19 protein-coding genes are annotated in these 19723 nt (G+C 49.5%); 10 read left to right on the top strand and 9 right to left on the bottom strand.

Annotated elements, in window-relative coordinates; all coding sequences use genetic code 11:
- Window positions 1–39: 39 nt before the first annotated feature.
- A complete protein-coding gene (locus ACESOH_RS10185) occupies window positions 40–456 on the bottom strand; it encodes a nuclear transport factor 2 family protein (protein WP_373101015.1) in 417 nt (138 codons plus the stop codon).
- Between the two features lie 277 nt (window positions 457–733).
- On the opposite strand from ACESOH_RS10185, the gene glyQ reads away from it, so the two are divergent.
- From glyQ to ACESOH_RS10150, 7 genes are all read left to right on the top strand, one after another.
- Window positions 734–1642 (top strand): glycine--tRNA ligase subunit alpha, encoded by a 909-nt coding sequence (gene glyQ / locus ACESOH_RS10180; protein ID WP_032093823.1) that lies wholly within the window; start codon window positions 734–736, stop codon window positions 1640–1642.
- A gap of 53 nt (window positions 1643–1695) precedes the next feature.
- Entirely contained in the window at window positions 1696–2343 is a 648-nt protein-coding gene (locus ACESOH_RS10175; RefSeq protein ID WP_032093822.1) for an FABP family protein, read from the top strand.
- 4 nt (window positions 2344–2347) lie between these two features.
- The gene (locus ACESOH_RS10170) at window positions 2348–2608 is read left to right on the top strand and encodes a hypothetical protein (RefSeq protein WP_373101014.1); all 261 of its coding nucleotides are present in this window, start codon (window positions 2348–2350) and stop codon (window positions 2606–2608) included.
- 220 nt (window positions 2609–2828) lie between these two features.
- Window positions 2829–4898, top strand: coding sequence for a glycine--tRNA ligase subunit beta (gene glyS, locus ACESOH_RS10165; RefSeq protein ID WP_373101013.1), 2070 nt, complete (start codon window positions 2829–2831; stop codon window positions 4896–4898).
- A gap of 231 nt (window positions 4899–5129) precedes the next feature.
- Window positions 5130–6233: a carbohydrate kinase gene (locus ACESOH_RS10160; protein WP_373101012.1), complete on the top strand. Its 1104-nt coding sequence runs from the start codon at window positions 5130–5132 to the stop codon at window positions 6231–6233.
- Entirely contained in the window at window positions 6226–7140 is a 915-nt protein-coding gene (locus tag ACESOH_RS10155) for a pseudouridine-5'-phosphate glycosidase (protein ID WP_373101011.1), read from the top strand. Before ACESOH_RS10160 ends, ACESOH_RS10155 begins: the two co-directional genes overlap by 8 nt.
- 62 nt (window positions 7141–7202) lie before the next feature.
- On the top strand, window positions 7203–8468 hold the full coding sequence (locus ACESOH_RS10150; RefSeq protein WP_373101010.1) for a NupC/NupG family nucleoside CNT transporter: 1266 nt from the start codon (window positions 7203–7205) through the stop codon (window positions 8466–8468).
- Between the two features lie 63 nt (window positions 8469–8531).
- On the opposite strand, the gene ACESOH_RS10145 is transcribed toward ACESOH_RS10150, so the two are convergent.
- The 8 genes from ACESOH_RS10145 to ubiE form a co-directional block, all read right to left on the bottom strand.
- Window positions 8532–8900 (bottom strand): DUF4870 family protein, encoded by a 369-nt coding sequence (locus tag ACESOH_RS10145; protein WP_373101009.1) that lies wholly within the window; start codon window positions 8898–8900, stop codon window positions 8532–8534.
- Between the two features lie 9 nt (window positions 8901–8909).
- Window positions 8910–9932 carry a porphobilinogen synthase gene (gene hemB / locus ACESOH_RS10140; protein WP_373101008.1) on the bottom strand — a complete coding sequence of 341 codons (1023 nt, stop codon included), beginning with the start codon at window positions 9930–9932 and terminating at the stop codon, window positions 8910–8912.
- Between the two features lie 53 nt (window positions 9933–9985).
- Complete coding sequence (tatC, locus tag ACESOH_RS10135; RefSeq protein WP_032093817.1) at window positions 9986–10732, bottom strand: twin-arginine translocase subunit TatC; 747 nt, start codon at window positions 10730–10732, stop codon at window positions 9986–9988.
- A 6-nt stretch (window positions 10733–10738) separates the two neighbouring features.
- Window positions 10739–11278: a Sec-independent protein translocase protein TatB gene (gene tatB / locus ACESOH_RS10130; protein WP_032093816.1), complete on the bottom strand. Its 540-nt coding sequence runs from the start codon at window positions 11276–11278 to the stop codon at window positions 10739–10741.
- A 3-nt stretch (window positions 11279–11281) separates the two neighbouring features.
- Window positions 11282–11512, bottom strand: coding sequence for a Sec-independent protein translocase subunit TatA (gene tatA, locus ACESOH_RS10125; RefSeq protein ID WP_032093815.1), 231 nt, complete (start codon window positions 11510–11512; stop codon window positions 11282–11284).
- A gap of 101 nt (window positions 11513–11613) precedes the next feature.
- A complete protein-coding gene (ubiB, locus tag ACESOH_RS10120) occupies window positions 11614–13251 on the bottom strand; it encodes a ubiquinone biosynthesis regulatory protein kinase UbiB (RefSeq protein WP_373101007.1) in 1638 nt (545 codons plus the stop codon).
- On the bottom strand, window positions 13248–13892 hold the full coding sequence (locus ACESOH_RS10115) for a ubiquinone biosynthesis accessory factor UbiJ (protein WP_373101030.1): 645 nt from the start codon (window positions 13890–13892) through the stop codon (window positions 13248–13250). Before ACESOH_RS10115 ends, ubiB begins: the two co-directional genes overlap by 4 nt.
- Window positions 13893–13901: 9 nt before the next feature.
- Window positions 13902–14690 carry a bifunctional demethylmenaquinone methyltransferase/2-methoxy-6-polyprenyl-1,4-benzoquinol methylase UbiE gene (gene ubiE, locus ACESOH_RS10110; protein WP_373101006.1) on the bottom strand — a complete coding sequence of 263 codons (789 nt, stop codon included), beginning with the start codon at window positions 14688–14690 and terminating at the stop codon, window positions 13902–13904.
- Between the two features lie 396 nt (window positions 14691–15086).
- Between ubiE and ACESOH_RS10105 the strand changes: the two genes are divergently transcribed.
- The 3 genes from ACESOH_RS10105 (at window position 15087) to ACESOH_RS10095 (ending at window position 19720) form a co-directional block, all read left to right on the top strand.
- Entirely contained in the window at window positions 15087–16637 is a 1551-nt protein-coding gene (locus tag ACESOH_RS10105) for an ABC transporter substrate-binding protein (protein WP_373101029.1), read from the top strand.
- Window positions 16638–16811: 174 nt separating this feature from the next.
- Window positions 16812–17765 carry an ABC transporter permease gene (locus tag ACESOH_RS10100; protein ID WP_032093810.1) on the top strand — a complete coding sequence of 318 codons (954 nt, stop codon included), beginning with the start codon at window positions 16812–16814 and terminating at the stop codon, window positions 17763–17765.
- Complete coding sequence (locus tag ACESOH_RS10095) at window positions 17765–19720, top strand: dipeptide/oligopeptide/nickel ABC transporter permease/ATP-binding protein (protein WP_373101005.1); 1956 nt, start codon at window positions 17765–17767, stop codon at window positions 19718–19720. Before ACESOH_RS10100 ends, ACESOH_RS10095 begins: the two co-directional genes overlap by 1 nt.
- Window positions 19721–19723 lie beyond the last annotated feature (3 nt).

Below are 19723 nucleotides of genomic sequence, written 5' to 3'. Positions count from 1 at the left end.
ATAAAAAACGCCTCAATCGAGGCGTTGATTGCTGTTGTTTTACCGCGCTTTATGCAGCAATGATGCGCTGATTTGCATACAGCCTTTCCAGCCCCAATAAATACGGTGTTTTAAGATTAAGCCGTTTTCGATTTCCATCAGTTCCAGAATGTCAATTTGTTCTCCGTTATCCGTTTGTCGCGGATATTCCCAGACTAATATACGCCCGTCGGTTAAATATTCTCCCGTTCTGAACCATTTGACCAATTCGTTAGGGCGGCGTTTGGTGCCTTCTTTGATAAAACGCGCGATTTCCGGTTTGCCCTGTAAAACCCCGTCGTGCTTATCGTCTAAAATAGCAGGAACCAACGGACTTTCAAAAACGGCGTCATCCGCATATAAACTTAATAAACCGTCAGTATTTCTGCTTTTAGCATATTCATGCCATTTTTCATAAATGTGTCGTATCTGTTCCATTGTCTTTCCTCAATCAATTTATCGGCGGCATCGCGGGAATGATTCCATCATGCGGCCGGGTTAAAAAATGCGCACGGTTCGACGCAAACATATTTACACCACAGGAAATCGGAAGTCAATCGACGGGGCGTCGGCATTGCGCTTAATCCGTGTTGACTAGCGTAACGGAAATTTTCGCAAAACCGACCGCACTTTCCGAAAGAAAGTAGAGAACAGCGGTATTTTCCAGTATAATTAAGCATATTTTCTTTCACTGCTTTTCATTTAAAGAGTCATTATGAGTTCAACATTCGATATTAAAACCTTTCAGGGCATGATTCTCGCGTTGCAGGAATACTGGGCGAATCAGGGCTGTACGGTGGTTCAGCCGTTTGATATGGAAGTGGGCGCCGGTACATCGCATCCGATGACGGCTCTGCGCGCGCTGGGGCCGGAGCCGATGGCTTTCGCTTATGTGCAGCCGTCACGCCGACCGACCGACGGCCGCTACGGCGAAAATCCGAACCGTTTGCAGCATTATTATCAGTTTCAGGTGGTGATCAAACCGTCGCCGGACAATATTCAGGAACTGTATCTGGATAGCCTGAAAATGCTCGGTTTCGACCCGACCCAAAACGATATCCGCTTTGTGGAAGACAACTGGGAAAACCCGACATTAGGCGCTTGGGGGCTGGGCTGGGAAGTGTGGCTGAACGGTATGGAAGTGACGCAGTTCACTTATTTTCAGCAGGTGGGCGGACTGGAATGCAAACCGGTGACCGGCGAGATCACGTACGGGCTGGAACGCCTTGCCATGTATATTCAGGGCGTGGACAGCGTGTATGATTTAGTCTGGTCCGACGGCCCGCTGGGCAAAACCACTTACGGTGATGTGTTCCACCAAAACGAAGTGGAGCAATCCACCTACAATTTCGAATACGCCGATGTGGATTTCCTGTTTCAATGTTTCGATCAATATGAAAAAGAAGCGCAGAACCTGCTGGCACTGGCAAAACCGCTGCCACTGCCGGCTTATGAACGCATTTTGAAAGCGGCGCACAGCTTTAATTTGCTGGATGCGCGCAAAGCCATTTCGGTAACGGAACGACAGCGCTATATTCTGCGCATCCGCGCATTAACCAAAGGCGTGGCGGAAGCCTATTACGCCAGTCGTGAAGCTCTGGGCTTCCCGGGATGTCAACGATAATCCCACAAAACCGTTAAAAAACGACCGCACTTTTACCATGTAAGGAGAACGTCATGAACGCACATAACTACCCGGCGGATATTTATACCGAGGCCGAACCCGATGTCAACACCTTAGCCAATCTGGGGCCGCTTGCGCCGCTGGCGGGGATTTGGGAAGGCAAACGCGGGCTGGATACCAATCCGAAGGAAGACGGGCCGGAGAAAGATCCTTATATCGAACATTACGAATTGCAGCCGATTGACGCGCAAACCAACGGCCCGCAGCTGTTTTACGGTCTGCGCTATCATACCCATATCGTCGAGCCCGACGGCGTCGAAACCTTTCATGATCAAGTGGGTTACTGGCTGTGGGAACCGGCGACCGGCAATATTTTACTGAGCCTGAGCATTCCGCGCGGACAAACCGTTATGGCAACCGGCAATGCGCCGGCCGATGCGAAAACTTTCACTTTGACGGCGGTACGCGGTTCGCTGACCAACGGCATTATTTCCAATCCGTTTCTGGAACAGTCTTTCCGAACCGAAAGTTATACGATTACGGTGAAAATCAACGACGACGGCACTTGGTCTTACGAACAGGATACGGTTATGGTGATCCCGAATTATAAAGAACCGTTCCACCACACCGATCGCAACCGCTTAAGCAAAATCGCAGAACCGACACCAAATCCGACCGCACTGGCGGCGCAAAAAGGATAATATTATGAAACCTGTTTTATATTTCGCCCCTTGGTGTCCGGACACCGCGCCGTTCGTCGCCGAATTACAACGTTTAGGCGTGGATTATGACGCGCTGGATATTACTCAAAGCGGTGCGACTTTTAAACCGTTTTTAAGATTGCGTGATCGCCACAGCGCGTTTGATCATGCCAAAGCGCACGGCTATATCGGCATTCCGGCATTGGTTTTGGACGAAGAAAAAGTGGTATTGGATATTGCGGAGCTGGACGCCATTTTCGGATAAACGCAGGATAACTAAACGATTTATTACAGAAAATCGACTTGCTTTTACCGTGATGCGCTTGCCATGTGAGGTTTAGATTGAATTGAAGCCGGGGTAACGGCTTGAGTTGTGTTTGGAAAGCGTAGGAAACGATTCGGTCGGCTTAGAAATAGCCGTTTTGCGCTTAACGGAAATCCGCAATTTTTTAAAATATAAAGAGATAATTCAAAGAGATAAAACAATGACAAAACAAAATTTCCTCGCCGAAATCGGCACCGAAGAGCTGCCGCCGAAGGCGCTGAAAAAATTAGCCACTGCCTTTGCCGACAATGTCGAACAAGAGTTAAAGCAGGCCGGTTTAGCCTTTGACAAAGTGGAATGGTTTGCCGCTCCCCGTCGTTTGGCGGTGAAAGTGTTAGGCTTGAGCACCAGCCAGCCGAGCAAGCAAATCGAAAAACGCGGCCCGGCGGTATCGGCGGCCTTTGACGGCGACGGCAACCCGACTAAAGCGGCGGAAGGCTGGGCGCGCGGCTGCGGGATCAGTGTCAGTCAGGCGCAGCGCCTGACCACCGAAAAAGGGGAATGGCTGGTACACCGCGCCGTGATTGAAGGTCAGCCGACGCAAAATTTATTACGCAAGATGATCGCCGATTCGCTGGCAAAACTGCCGATTCCGAAAACCATGCGCTGGGGCGATAAAACCGAACAGTTCGTACGCCCGGTGCATACCGTTACCCTGTTATTCGGCGATCAATTAATTGCCGGCGACATCCTCGGCATACCGAGCGATACCCTGATTCGCGGTCACCGTTTCCTCGGCGAACGCGAATTACGCCTGACTCACGCGGATCAATATCCCGCCCTGCTGAAAGAAAAAGGCTCGGTGATTGCCGACTTTAACGAGCGCAAAGCGTTAATTCGGGCAAATGCGCAGGAAAAAGCCACCGCACTTGGCGGCGTGGCGGATATTGAAGAGGATTTATTGGACGAAGTGACCGCCTTGGTGGAATATCCGAACGTACTGACGGCGAAATTTGAAGAGCGTTTTCTTGCCGTGCCGGCGGAAGCGCTGGTTTACACCATGAAAGGCGACCAAAAATACTTCCCGATTTACGATAAAAACGGCAAATTATTACCGCACTTTATCTTCGTCTCGAATATCAATCCGGCGGATCCGAGCGCGATTATTGAAGGTAATGAAAAAGTCGTTCGCCCGCGGTTGACCGATGCGGAATTTTTCTTCAAAACCGATTTAAAACAGCGTCTGGCCGATCAGCTGCCGCGTCTGGAAACCGTACTGTTCCAGCAACAACTCGGCACCCTGCGCGACAAAACCGACCGGATTGAACAGCTAAGCGGGATTATCGCCGCCCAGATCGGCGCCGATGTCAACAAGGCCACGCGCGCGGGATTATTGTCGAAATGCGATCTGATGACCAATATGGTGTTTGAGTTTACCGACACCCAAGGCGTCATGGGTATGCATTATGCACGTCACGACGGTGAAGACGAAGAGGTCGCCGTGGCGCTGAACGAACAATATATGCCACGCTTTGCCGGCGACAGCCTGCCGGGATCGCTGGTGGCCTGTGCGCTCGCACTGGCGGATAAAATGGATACTCTGACCGGTATTTTCGGTATCGGCCAGCAGCCGAAAGGCAGCGCCGATCCTTTCGCCCTGCGCCGTGCGGCACTCGGCGTGCTACGGATTATCGTGGAGAAAAAACTGCCGTTGGATCTGGCGGATTTAACCGAAAAATCCACCGCACTTTTCGGCAATAAATTAACCAACCCGAATGTGGTCAACGACGTGGTGGACTTTATGCTCGGCCGTTTCCGCGCCTGGTATCAGGACAAAGGCATCAGCGTCGATGTGATTCAGGCGGTACTGGCACGCCGGCCGACCAGACCGGCGGATTTCGACGCCCGTGTTCATGCCGTGGCTCATTTCCGCACGCTGGATTCCGCCGAAGCGCTGGCGGCGGCGAATAAACGCGTCGGTAATATTCTGGCGAAAACAGACGGCCAAATCGCAGCGAAAATCGACCGCACTTTATGTGTGGAACCGGCGGAAATCGCCCTCGCCGAACAGGTTGGCACCTTACAGCAAGCATTGCAGCCGTTATTTGCCGCAGGCGAATACCGAACCGCGCTGGATCGCCTAGCCGCACTGCGCGAGCCGGTGGATAATTTCTTTGATAATGTAATGGTGAACGCCGAAGATCAAAAACTGCGTAATAACCGCCTGGCTATTTTAAATACCCTGCAAAATCTGTTTTTACAAGTTGCGGACATCTCGTTATTGCAGTAATGGGATAACAACCTGGTGAAACTGTAATTGATAAAGCGTCGGATATATCCGGCGCTTTTTTTAATCATTATCCGCACTCCTATCCGTCCGGATTACCCGCCCACCCAGCTTTTATTTTCGTGAAGATGATCACAATTCTGAGATCAAACCGTTGAAATCGGTTAAATAGTAACCCACAATACCAAACATAAGTTTTAATAATAAACTTATGTTTATTTTGGAGGATTAACCATGACCGAAAATGAACGTATTATTTTTGACTTAATCCGCAAAAATCCATTTATTTCGCAGCAAGAAATTGCCGAACAAGTGGATTTATCCCGCCCGGCTGTCGCCAATATTATCTCTAATTTAGTCAAACGCGGTGATTTGCTGGGCCGGGCTTATGTCGTCAATACCCGTAATCAAATCGTCTGTATCGGCGCGGCCAATTTGGATAAAAAAATTAAAACCGATCATGAATTGTACGGCTACACCTCTAATCCGGTGAATTCCACCGTATCTATCGGCGGTGTAGTACGCAATGTGGCGGAAAATCTGGGGCGATTGGAAAAAGACGTGGTATTAATTTCGACTGTCGGCAACGATCCGGAATGGGGGCGAATTAAAAATCTGTCTTCCCCTTTTATGGATACCGAAGGTGTCATCATTATTGAAGGCCAGTCCACCGGCTGTTATACCGCGTTATTGGATCGCGACGGCGAAATGTATCTCGGCTTGGCGGATATGTCCATTTACGATGCGTTTACTCCGGATCTTTTGGTGAAACAACAGCATATTTTACGCAATGCCGGCTGTATCGTAGTGGATCTTAACTGCCCGAAAGAAACGGTGGAATTTTTATGCGCTTATGCGTTAAGACAGCAAATCAAACTGGCAGTTATTGCGGTATCCGAACCGAAAATGGCGCACTTACCGCATCAATTATCCGCCGTAGATTGCCTGTTTATTAACAAAGGAGAACTCGGCGCTTTTGTGAATTCAGTGTTGGACAGTGAGGAAAAACTCGATCAGGCAATCGATACCGTACTGGGTTACGGAGTAAAACAGATTATTTTAACCGCCGGTTCGAAAGGCGTTTTGGCGGCTTCGCCAAAAACGCGCAAATGGTATCCGGTCAAACAAGTGGCCGCAGAAAAAATCGTGGATGTCACCGGTGCCGGAGACGGATTCAGCGGAGCCTACATTGCCGCCTGGTTGAACAATCACAAGGTGGATGATTGTATTCTGGCCGGAATAACTAATGCCTATCATACGATTCAATCAGAATTTACCGTACGCCCGAATCTCACCAAACAGCAATTAGAACTTGAAATGGAGAATTATTATGAATAAATATCTTGTATTATCCGAAGAAGTCCAAGCCGGTATGGCAAAAGGTTTACCCATTGTCGCGCTGGAATCCACAATTATTTCCCATGGCATGCCTTATCCGCAAAATGTGGCTATGGCGCGCGAAGTGGAGCAAATTATTCGTGATAACGGCGCCGTGCCGGCAACGATCGCTATAGTGGCGGGGAAAATTAAAATCGGGCTGTCCGATGAGGAACTGGAAATGTTCGGCAGCAGTAAAGGTATCGCCAAAGTATCGCGCCGCGATTTAGCCGATGTCATCGCCTCCCAAAAACTCGGAGCGACCACAGTTGCCACTACAATGATTGCGGCCCAATTGGCCGGCATTAAATTTTTTGTTACCGGCGGCTTAGGCGGCGTACACCGCGGCTGGGAACATAATCTGGATATTTCTGCGGATCTGGATGAATTGGCGCAGACTGGGGTGGCCGTGATTTGTGCCGGCGCCAAGTCTATTTTGGATTTACCGGCGACATTGGAATATTTGGAAACCAAAGGTGTGCCTGTTATCGGTTACCAAACGCAGAACTTACCGGCATTCTTTACCCGCGACAGCGGTTTACCGTTAGCGCTTTCTTCCGATGATCTTGCGCACATCGCCGCGATGATCAAAATCAAATGGGAATTAGGATTAAACGGTGGCGTCGTGGTTACCAACCCGATTCCGGAGCAGGATGCATTAGCACCCGACTATATTAACGGCATTATCGAAAGTGCGGTCAAAGAAGCGGAAGAAAAAGGCATTAAAGGCAAGGACATTACGCCGTTCCTGCTCGGCAAAATCGTCGAAATGAGCGGCGGTAAAAGCCTGGAAGCCAACATTAAGCTGGTGAAAAACAATGCAAAAATCGGTGCGACCTTGGCCGTGCAATATTTTAATCAGCAATGATCGGAATGGGCAGTGAGTATTCACTGCCGATTTTTTATCAGACTTATTTTAAGGGGCATAACATGAGCATTTTAAACAGCCTGTTCGGTATTTTTATTTTGTTATTGATCGCCTTTTTACTGTCCGGTAACAAAAAAGCCATTAATTTTCGTACCGTATTCGGTGCTTTTGCTTTACAAATCGGTATTGGTGCGTTGATTTTGTATGTTCCCTGGGGACGGTCAATGTTAATGGGCGTCTCTGATGGTGTGGGCAAGATCATCAGTTTTGGCGGCGAAGGTATAAAATTCTTATTCGGCGGTTTAGTCAGCCAACGAATGGCTGATGTACTTGGCAACGACAGTTTTGTGTTCGCATTGTATGTGTTACCGTCCATCATCTTTTTCTCCGCCTTAATCTCGCTATTATATTATTTAGGCGTGATGTCATTTGTGATTAGAATTTTGGGCGGTGCATTACAGAAACTACTGAAAACCTCCAAAACAGAATCCACCTCCGCCGCGGCAAATATCTTCGTCGGGCAAACCGAAGCGCCGTTATTAGTCAGACCTTATATTAAAAACATGACCACATCCGAATTATTTGCGGTGATGACCGGAGGCTTAGCTTCTGTGGCCGGTGCAAATTTAGCCGGGTATGTCGGCTTAGGCATTCCGCTGCCTTATTTGATCGCCGCTTCATTTATGGCGGCGCCCGGCGGCTTATTGTTTGCCAAAATTGTCTTGCCGCAAACCGAGACGCCGCAGGAAGACATTTCAGATAATTACACGGAAGAAAAACCCGCTAATATCATTGATGCCGCCGCAGGTGGTGCGATTTCAGGCGTACAGTTAGCCATTAATATCGGCGCTATGCTGGTTGCGTTTATCGCATTAATCGCCATGCTGAACTGGATTATCGGCGCCGCGGCAGGAGCCGTAGGATTTGAGAATGTCACTCTGCAATCTATTTTAGGTTATATTTTTCAGCCAATCGCCTGGGCAATCGGCGTTCCTTGGCAAGAGGCGCATTTATCCGGTTCGATGATCGGACAAAAATTAGTGTTGAACGAATTTGTGGCTTATATTGATTTTGTCCAATATTTAAGTCCGGATTCTGCGATACAACTACAGGCAAAAACAGTCGCGATCGTGACCTTTGCTTTATGCGGTTTCGCCAATTTCGGCTCAATTGCCATTTTAATCGGCGGCTTAGGCAGTATGGCGCCGAATCGCCGCAGCGATATTGCCAAATTAGGCCTAAAAGCCGTTATCGCCGGTTCACTATCAAACCTTATGAGCGGTGCGATCGCCGGTTTATTTATTGGTATCGGCGGACAGATTATTTAACCCGCAAAAGTGCGGTGAAAAACACCGCACTTTATGCATTGCGCGATGGAACGTGACGATATTTTACTTTATAAACCACCCGGTGGTCGTTACCGTTTGTTTGTCCAGTAATTTGATAAAGCCGTAAATAATGCGGAATAAAAACCAGATCCAGATGGCGATCAGGAGCAGTTTTCCGATAATAATAAGCAGCAATATCGAGCCGAGGATGATGCCGGCGACAAATCCCCAGAAGGTGCGGATCAGATACGTCAAGTGCGCGTGATAGACGGTGCCCTGTACCTCGCTGCGTTTTATGTAAGCCAGCACTACACCGACAATCGGCAGCAAAGGAATAAAAATGCCGCCGGCAAAGGTCAGGTAGGTAATCAGCATATAGTTTTTATCTTTTTCCAGAAATACATTGGAAAAATCCACTTCGTTTTTAGGCATAGGCGGTTCCTATTTGTTTTTGTCGTCCAGATACAACCATTCGGCCACCTGTTTGGCAAAATAGGTCAGAATGCCGTCCGCACCGGCGCGTTTGAAGCAGAGTAGGCCTTCCATAATACATTCTTTTTCCTTTAACCAGCCGTTTTGAATGGCCGCCATATGCATGGCATATTCGCCGGAGACCTGATAGGCGAATGTCGGTACGCCGAAATAATGTTTGACGCGGTACACCATATCCAGATACGGCATACCCGGTTTAACCATCACCATATCCGCGCCTTCCTGCAGATCCTGCGCCACTTCCTGTAAGCCTTCGTCGCCGTTCGCCGGATCCAGCTGATAGGTTTTTTTATCGCCGCCTTTCAGGTTGGAAGAGGAACCGACCGCATCCCGGAACGGGCCGTAATAATTGGAGGCGTATTTTGCCGAGTAAGCCATAATCTGGGTATTAATGAAGCCGTTTTGCTCAAGTGCGGTGCGAATTTTGCCGATTCTGCCGTCCATCATATCGCTTGGTGCCACAATATCGGCACCGGCGGCGGCATGGGATAACGCCTGTTTTACCAGCACGTCGGTCGTGACGTCATTCAGCACATAGCCGTCGTCATCAATAATGCCGTCCTGACCGTGTACGGTATAAGGATCCAATGCCACATCGGTTAATACGCCCAATTCGGGATAATGCGCCTTTAACGCTTTCACGGCACGCTGAATCAAGCCGTCCGGGTTGTACGCTTCCTGTGCATCAAGCGATTTTTTCGCCTGTCCGACCACCGGAAACAGGGCAATCACCGGCACGCCGTATTTCACCAGCAAACCCGCTTCAATCAAGAGCTGATCAATCGTCAGGCGTTCCACCTTCGGCATGGAAGGAACCGGTTCGCGCCGGTTTTCTCCTTCGATAATAAATACCGGATAAATCAGATCATCGACCGTTAATTTATGTTCCGCCATTAAACGGCGGCTGAAATCATATTTGCGCATCCGGCGCAAACGACGGGCGGGAAATCCGCCGATAATTTGTTCTGTCATTATGTTATCCTCTAAAACAAAAGGGGCCTGCGCCCCTGATTTTTTCCGTTATATTATGCTGACGCGCTGTCATCAGCGTCGTCTTTCGGCTGATAAAAACGGGCGAACAATAACCCCACTTCAAATAACAGGCACATCGGCACGGCCAGTAAAGTCTGCGAGAAAATATCCGGCGGGGTTAACAGCATGCCGATCACAAATGCGCTGACGATAATATAAGGCCGCTTGGTTTTTAAATCCGCCACCGTCGTAACGCCGGTCCAGCACAGTAAGATAATGGCCACCGGCACTTCAAAACAGACGCCGAAAGCCAGAAAAATGGTCAGCACGAAATCCAGATAACTGCTGATATCCGTCGCAATGGCGACCCCTTCCGGCGCAGTTTTGGTCAGAAAACCGAACACCAGCGGGAAAACCACATAATAGGCAAAGGCCACGCCCAGATAAAACAATAAGGTGCTGGAAAACAGCAGCGGATAAACCAGTTTTTTTTCGTTCTGATATAAAGCCGGCGCGATAAATGCCCACAATTGATAGAGCAGGAAAGGCACCGACAGAAAAACGGCGACCACGCCGGTCAGCTTAATCGGGGTAAAAAAGGGCGTCGCAATATTGGTGGCGATCATGCTCATGCCTGCCGGCATAACATCCAGCAGCGGTGCCGCCACAAAATTATAAATATCATTGGCAAAGTAAACCAACGCCAGAAAAATCACCGCAACAAAAATCACACAGCGCAATAAGCGATTGCGCAACTCGATCAGATGGCTGATTAAAGGCTGAGTTTCTTCAACATGCATAAAAAGTTAACTCGCTGAGTGTTTATTTTCCGCCGGCTTAACGTTGGCAAGGGTATCCTCTTCGGGATAATAATTTGCCATGCGGGTCATCGGATCATCCTGCTCGGCTAATTCGGCCAGTTCCGCCGGCGAAAGCGTATTTTGTGATTCGGCGCTTTCCGTGTCCGGCATGTCGCCGACGGCAGTTTTTTCGACGGAATCTTTAAGCGCCTGAACCTGTTGCTGAAAATCCGTGTTGGTTTCCGCCGCTTTTTTCTCCAGATCCGCTTTTATTTTCTGCGCCGAGGCTTTCAGCTCTTCTACCGTTTTACCAAGTTCCGGCGATAATTGCTGAAGATTGAGATGCTCGGCTTTTTTAATACTTTCCTGTAGCTCCTGTAGTTTTAACTCCTGATTCAGCTCGTTTTGCACATTCGCCGCCATGCCGCGGATTGTACGCACCCAGCCCATTACCGTACGGATCGCCACCGGCAAACGCTGCGGACCGAGTACCACCAGCCCGACGATGAGGATTAAAACTAATTCGGAAAAACCAATATCAAACACGGATTAAGCCTGTTCTTTGTCTTTTACATGATCAGTCTGCGCTTTTTTGTCTGCCTCATCACTGATTTTTTTAAACTCGGCATCTTTCGGTTCGTCTTTCATTGCGTCTTTGAACCCTTTTACCGCCGTTCCCAGATCGGAACCGATATTTCTCAGTTTCTTCGTGCCGAAAAACACCAATACGATAAGCAAAACAATCAATAATTGCCAAATACTTACACCACCAAGACCCATTTTTAATCTCCTATGGAATCAATTTATAAAACCACCGCTGACTATAACTGTTTTACCCTATATGAACAATAGTCAATTGCGATTATTTTTTAAAATTGCACCTATGGCAGGAACAATCCGACTAACCAAATCAGCAGACCGAGGAGCAATAATCCGCCGCTTAACCCGACGGGTAGTGCGCTGAATTGCCATAAGGTGCCGATAAAAATCACCCCGCCGGCCAATAGCGCAAAGGCTTTTTTATACCAGCGCTGCTGCCGGTTCAGCTTGTGGTTGATGGCGCGCAGCTGTTCGCTGATTAGCCGCTGTTGCTGCACGGCGCCGATCAGCATTTCCGGCAGATCCGGCAAATGTTCCTGCAAATAAGGCAATTTTCCCGCCATTCTTTTGGCTAAGGTTTTAAACCCCATTTGTTGATTCAGCCAATCCTGCAAAAACGGTTTCGCCGTATCCCACAAATCCAGCTGCGGATACAGCTGCCGCCCCAGCCCTTCGATATACAGCAGGGTTTTTTGCAGCAGAACCAGTTGCGGCTGGACCTGCATATTAAATTCGCGTGCCACATTAAACAGATTGAGCAACACCTGCGCGAAGGAAATCTCGGATAACGGTTTGGCGAAGATCGGTTCGCAAACCTCGCGGAACGCCTGTTCAAAGGCGTCGATATCCGTATCCCGCGGCGTCCAGCCGGCATCCACATGCATTTGCGCCACCCGGCGGTAATCGCGGTTAAAAAACGCCACAAAACTTTCCGCCAGATAGCGTTTATCGTTATCGTTCAGTTTGCCCACAATGCCGCAATCAATGCCGATATATTGCGGATCCTGCGGATGTTGCGGGTTAACAAAAATATTGCCGGGATGCATATCCGCATGAAAAAAACTGTCGCGGAATACTTGGGTGAAAAACACCTGCACGCCGCGTTCCGCCAGCAGTTTCATATCGGTGCCGTTACGCGTCAGGGCGGCAATATCCGAGACCGGAATGCCGTAAATCCGCTCCATTACGATTACATTTTGATGGCAGAACTGCGGATACATCTGCGGAATATACAGCATCGGACTGTCGATAAAATTATTGCGCAAGCGAATGGCATTGGCCATTTCGGTGCGTAAATCCAGCTCGTCGCGCAAGGTTTTTTCATATTCGCGGATTACTTCCACCGCGCGCAGGCGGTAGCCCTCCGCCGATAAGCGCGGAATCCAGCCCGCCAGTTTGTACATCCAGCTTAAATCCGCCTCAATTTGCGGCTCGATGCCCGGTCGCAGCACCTTAATCACCACATCCTGACCGGCATATTGCTGAGTGTCGTTGAAGGTTGCCGTGTGTACCTGCGCAATGGAAGCCGACGCCAGCGCATTTTCGTCGAATGCCGCAAACCAGTTTTCCAGCCGACCGCCCAAGGCCTGTTCTATTTGGGCGCGGGCGATTTTGCCGTCGAACGGTTCTACCTGATCCTGCAATAGTGCCAGTTCGTCGGCGATATCCGGCGGGAACAAATCGCGTCGGGTGGACAGCATTTGCCCCAGTTTAATCCATACCGGCCCGAGTTCCTGCAACGCCAGTCGCAGCCGCAGCCCGAACGGTTGATGCGGATGCCGATTGCGCAGCCAGAACAGCGTATTGCGCCAGCAGCGAAGCGGGCGGGTATAGCGGTTGTGCGGCAGAATCTCATCGATACCGTAATGCAGAAAGGTTTTGACGATGGTATATAACCGTTTGATATTCTTAATGTTCATTTAGCGATTAGGTCTAGTTCGGTGATTTTCCGTTCCAAAAGTGCGGTCTGTTTTTCCAGCGTTTTTACCTGATCGCAAAAATCCGCGACCGCCAGACTCGGCGCCAACAACGCCCATTCTTCCGTTAACCGTTCCCCGCAATAACGCTGACTTTGCGCGTATTTCCGTTGCACCGCCGTTGTTAAAACGCGGCAAAAACTGACCGCACTATGCGCCGCGACATCGCCCACATAAGGCGCAATCAGCTCGGCGGGATCTTTTTCCAGCCATTCGAGCAGACCGACAAAATCCTGCAATACCTGCAAATCGCCCTGCAACTGAATAGTTTTGGCATTAATACAGGCGCTGAGCTGTGATTTTTTCGGCGGATTAAACAATAAGCCGGCGGCGATCGCCACCGTACAATCCGCCTCATCCTCATAATGATGTAACACATCGATCCGTTGCGTGGAAAATACACAATACAGTGGCAGGTCAAGGTGTTGCAGCCGCAGCGCCAGCACTTTTCCGTTCAATTTGCGTAAATAGGGTTCGCACTGGTCCGTGCGCCGCAGCAGGTAATTTAACAGCGTTTCCAAACCGCCGTTTAATAACTGAGGCAGCATTAATTGCGTTTTTAGCAGGGCAAAATCCGGCAGCATCATGACATCCTAAAATTTATAGCCGCGGTGCAGTGCGACAATACCGGCGGTCAGATTGTAATAACTCACCTGCTCAAAGCCGGCGTCGTCCATCATCGCTTTCAGCACATTCTGTTCGGGGTGCATGCGGATGGATTCGGCCAGATAGCGGTAACTGTCGCCGTCGTTAACCACCGCTTCGCCGATTTTCGGCAAAATATTAAAGGAATAGAAATTATAGAGTTTATTTAACGGATCCAGAATCGGTTTGGAAAATTCCAGCACCAGCAAACGGCCGCCCGGTTTCAGTACGCGAAACATGGAACGCAGCGCCTTTTCTTTATCGGTGACATTGCGCAGCCCGAAGCTGATAATCACACAATCGAAGGTGTTGTCGGGAAACGGCAGTTGTTCGGCATTGGCCTGCACATAATTGATATTGCCCACCACGCCGAGATTACGCAATTTTTCGCGCCCGACTTGCAGCATCGACGCGTTGATATCGGCCAGTATCACCTCGCCCGATTCGCCCACCAGACGGGAGAATTTGGCGCTGAAATCGCCGGTACCGCCAGCAAGATCGAGCACTTTATGCCCTTTGCGCACGCCGCTGCAATCGATGGTAAACCGTTTCCATAAGCGATGAATACCGAAAGACAGCAGATCATTCATTAAATCGTATTTTCTCGCTACGGAATGAAACACATTGGCCACCAGCTTTTGTTTGTCGGCTTTGGCCACGGTTTTAAAACCGAAATGCGTGGTTTCCTCCGCGGGGGAAAAGTGCGGTTGATTTTGCGTAAGATTTTCGGTGTGCATAAGGATTATCCGTCAAATAAAAAGGAATGTTAGCATAACAAAAAAAGATAAATTTTTCTTTGTTATTTTTGCCGGGCGAGAAAAATCGCTACGCCGGCAACGCCCTGTCAATATCTTCGATCGCCTTAGCTAAGCGACTGATTTTCGTGATAGAAGTCACAAATATCAATTATCCTGCCGATATCTTCTTGACAGCACTATACAAGATATTATGATAAGAATAATTCATTTCATATTCAAATATTGATAAATTCACTTCATTTTTGAGCGGTTGAAATGAACCCATGGCTGTTTCGAGCATGTTCTTTCCGATGTCGGTTACTCATTGGAAACTCAGTTATCACCAAAGGAGCGTTTATGACAAATCATATTGAAAATGAATCTCGCCGTAATTTTATGAAAGTACTTGCCGGCGTCGGCGCCGGAATTGCATTTAGCGGTACTTTGGGTTCATTCGCACCGAAAGCCTTTGCAGCCGCCCCTGCGGCAGGCAGTATTATTCAGGCCGGTATCGCTTATCCGCTTTCCACCGGCTTCGATCCTGCGACCTCCAGCGGGGCCTCGGCAATGGCGGCGAATCTGCATATTTTTGAAGGGTTGGTGGATTTGCATCCGGCAACTCGCCAGCCGTATCTGGCGCTGGCCGCCAAAGAACCGGAACAGGTGGATGAGACCACATGGCGGATTACGCTGCGAGAAGGTGCAACTTTCCACGACGGCAAACCGGTCACTACCGAAGATGTCGTGTATTCTTACGAGCGCGTGCTGGATCCGGAGAAAAATTCTTTATTCGCTCAGTTCATTCCGTTTATTGAATCGGTCAAAGCGCTGGATGATAAGGTTGTCGAATTCAAACTGAAATATCCGTTTGCGATTTTGAAACTGCGTCTGGGTATTGTGAAGATTGTGCCGAAACATGTGGTCGAAGCCGTCGGACAAACCGCATTCGATGCCAATCCGGTCGGTTCCGGCCCGTATAAATTCGTGTCCGCGGTCAAAGACGATCGTATCGTATTTGAGGCATTCAATGCTTATAACGGCCCTTATCCGGCTCGGGTAGAAAAAATGAACTGGTTCCTGCTTTCCGATGATGCCGCCCGTGTCACCGCACAGGAATCCGGCCGCACTCAGGCGATGGAAAGCGTGCCGTATCTGGATGCCGAACGCTTAAAACGCAAAGGCACCGTCGAATCCGTACAGTCTTTCGGCTTGCTGTTCTTAATGTTTAACTGCAAAAAAGCCCCGTTTGATAATCCTAAGGTTCGTCAGGCGCTGCACTATGCGCTGGATACGCAGAAACTGATCGATGTGGTGTTCCTCGGTAATGCCGAAGCGGCGACTTCCTACGTGCAAACCACTCATCCTGAATATGTGAAAGCCTCGACCCAATACGCTTATGATGAGAAAAAAGCGGCGGAATTACTGAAAGAGGCCGGCGTTGATAAGCTGCATTTCCAGCTGCTGTCCACCGACCATTCCTGGGTGAAAGAATGTGCGCCGCTGGTGCTGGAATCCTGGAATAAATTACCGGGCGTTAAAGTCACGCTGCAACATCTGCAATCCGGCGCGTTATACGGCGGTCATGTGGATAAAGGCGCTTATGAAGTGGTGATGGCACCGGGCGATCCGTCCGTATTCAGTAACGATTTGGATTTATTGCTGAGCTGGTGGTATCGCGGCGATGTATGGCCGAAAAAACGTTTCGGCTGGTCGGATACGCCGGAATACGCACAAGTGCAGGAATTACTGGATGCGGCCATTAAGGCGAAAGACAACGCCGATGCAAAAGCGGCATGGGAAAAAGCGATTAATATTATTGCCGCACAGGTACCGCTTTATCCGATCCTGCACCGTAAGCTGCCGACAGCCTGGAGTGACAAAGCGCTGGACGGTTTCCAACCGTTACCGACAACCGGAATGTCCTTCCTTGGCGTAGGGCGTAAGTAATCGCTTGCCGAAATCCCGCTTCGACCGTTCTGAGGCGGGAATTTCGGTAATCTGTCTTCATTATGTTTCCACGGCGGCACCATTAATCAGGCAATTAATCAATCCGCCGTTTTTTATACAATTTATTTATACAAGCTATCCTAACCTACGAACCGTTTGTCGTTGGAGAAAAAAATGGAAATCGTACTTCGTTTGTTATTACGCCGCTTAATGGCATTACCGATTATGATGCTCGGCGTAAGCGCATTGGTATTTATTATTCTGCAATTCACGCCCGGCGATCCGGCTACCGTCGCGCTGGGTGAAAGCGCCAGTGAAGCGGCCAAACAGCTTTATCGCGAACAGCACGGTTTGAATGATCCGATTATCGTGCAGTATATTCGTTTTATCGGCAACGCAATTCAGCTTGATTTCGGCATGACCACACCGCCGGAACAACCGATTACCTCATTGATTGCCAAATCCTTCCCGCTGACTTTACAGCTCACTTTTATCGGGGTTTTTCTGGCGGCTGTCGTTTCTTTCACCTTAGGGGTGATCGCCGCACTTTACCGCGACAGCTGGGTGGATCAGATTATCCGTTTGCTTTCCGTGGCGGCCGTCGCTACGCCGTCGTTCTGGCTGGGGATCTTATTAATTCAATGGTTCGCGCTGGAACTGGATTGGTTCCCGTCAGGCGGTTTTATTCCGTTCAGTGAAGATCCGGCCGGCTATCTCCGTTCCATGACCCTGCCTTCTCTTGCGCTGGCGGTACCGGTTTGCGCCTCTTTAATCCGCGTGGTGCGTACCACGATGGTGGAAGAAATGGATAAAGACTATGTGCGTACCGCAATCGGCAACGGCGTACCTTATGCCACCGTCATTCGGCATAATGTGCTGCGTAATGCGCTGATTACGCCGGTGACGGTGCTCGGTTTACGCGTCGGCTATTTACTCGGAGGTGCGGTGGTTATTGAACAGATTTTTGACTTGCCGGGCATGGGTAAATTGATTTTCAACGGTATCGTAAACCATGACTTACACCTGGTACAGGGTGTGGTGCTGACCATCGCATTTACCTTCGTATTGGTTAATATCATTGTTGATATTCTGTATCTTATCATCAATCCAAAAATTCGGAGTTTATAATGTTTCGTCAAGGATTAGCAGATCGACTTGCCTCAGGCGGTGCAAGATTCAAAGCCTTATCGACCGCCTCCAAAATTGCGCTGATTTTTATTCTGTTTATCGCATTAATCGCCATTTTTGCGCCGTGGGTAGCGCCTTATGATCCGCTGCAAACATTACGCCCGGTACAGGCGCCCGGCAGTGAGTATCTTTTCGGTACCGACCGTTTGGGACGCGATATTTTTTCCCGTCTGGTTTACGGCGCACAAACCTCACTGTTTATCGGCTTGGGCGCCGTCGGCACAGCGATTATCTTCGGCAGTATTTTAGGTGCCACCGCGGCCACGGCCAACAAATTCGGCAATGAAGTCATCATGCGTTTAATGGATATTTTAATGGCCTTTCCGGGAATTGCGCTGGCAGCGGTACTGCTCGCCACTTTCGGCAACAGCGTTCCCGTGATTATTCTGACCATCGCCGTCGTTTATACTCCGCAACTTGCCCGCGTAGTGCGTGCTAACGTGGTATCTCAATGGGAAGAAGACTACATTCGCGCCGAACGGGTTATCGGCGGTAGCCGTACCTATATTTTATTGAAGCATGTGGTACGCAATACCGCCGCACCGGTATTGGTTTTCGCGACCGTGATGGTGGCGGATGCCATCGTGCTGGAAGCCTCATTGTCTTTCCTCGGTGCCGGTGTGCAGCCGCCGCATCCGTCCTGGGGTAACGTATTATCCGAAGGACGTAATCTGGTCTTGAGCGGTTTTTGGTGGGCGACCACATTTGCCGGCTTAATGATTTTATTAACCGTTTTGTCGCTGAATATTCTGTCCGAAGGGTTAACCGACGCTTTAGTCAACCCGAAACTGAAACGCAGTCCGACCGCGTCGAAAGCCGATGTATCAAAACCGCTTTCCACCGATGTCCAGGAAGCCATGGCGGAAGGGCTGGCGTTAAAACGCTATTTACTCAAATTGCATGACAAAGAAAGCAGCCGTACGGATCGCATGCAGTTGAATCCGAACGCCAAACCGATTTTACAGGTGAAAAATCTGTCCATTCGTTTCCCGAACCGTTACGGCGAAACGCCGCTGGTGGATAATATCAGCTTTACTGTACACGAAGGGGAAACCATGGGGTTAGTGGGCGAATCCGGCTGCGGCAAATCCATTTCGGCATTTTCCATTATGGGATTATTGCCGAAAACTGCCAAAATCAGCGGTGAAATTCTGTTTACCGACCGTGCCGGTCATCAGCATAATTTATTAACGACCGATAAATTAAATGATTTGCGCGGGCATGAAATTTCCATGATTTATCAGGATGCCCTCAGTGCGCTCAATCCGTCCATGCGAATTAAAGATCAAATGGCGCAGCTTATCAGTCGCGGCGGCAAACAAAGCGCCGAAACCCTGTTGCAATGGGTCAAGCTGGATCCGGAAAAAACCTTAAACCGTTATCCGCATGAACTCTCCGGCGGCCAACGGCAGCGCGTACTGATCGCCATGGCATTGGCGCGCGAACCGAAATTGCTGATCGCCGATGAACCGACTACCGCCTTGGATGTTACCGTACAGGCGGAGGTGATTAAGCTGCTCAACGAACTGCGGGAAAAACTCGGTTTTGCCATGGTTTTTGTCAGCCATGATCTTGCTTTAGTGGCGCAGATTGCACACCATATCACGGTGATGTATGCCGGTCAGGTGGTCGAAGCGGCGCCGACGACGCCGTTGTTGATGAACCCGACACACGAATATACGCGCGGTCTGCTGGGTTCGGTGTTATCCACGGAATGCCGTGCCGAACGGTTATATCAGATCCCCGGCAGTGTACCTTCGCCGTTTGATTTTGCGGACGGCGACCGCTTCGCCAGCCGTTCATTACGGCCGGATGCTAATCCGCACCAACAGTTAAAACTGGTTCCGGCCGGCGATCATCCTAAACATCTCTGGGCATCTCATTTGGAGGAGTAAACA

It is taken from the genome of Necropsobacter rosorum, assembly GCF_964241405.1.
Classification (GTDB): domain Bacteria; phylum Pseudomonadota; class Gammaproteobacteria; order Enterobacterales; family Pasteurellaceae; genus Necropsobacter; species Necropsobacter rosorum.
This window is presented reverse-complemented; position numbering and strand designations above follow the sequence as displayed.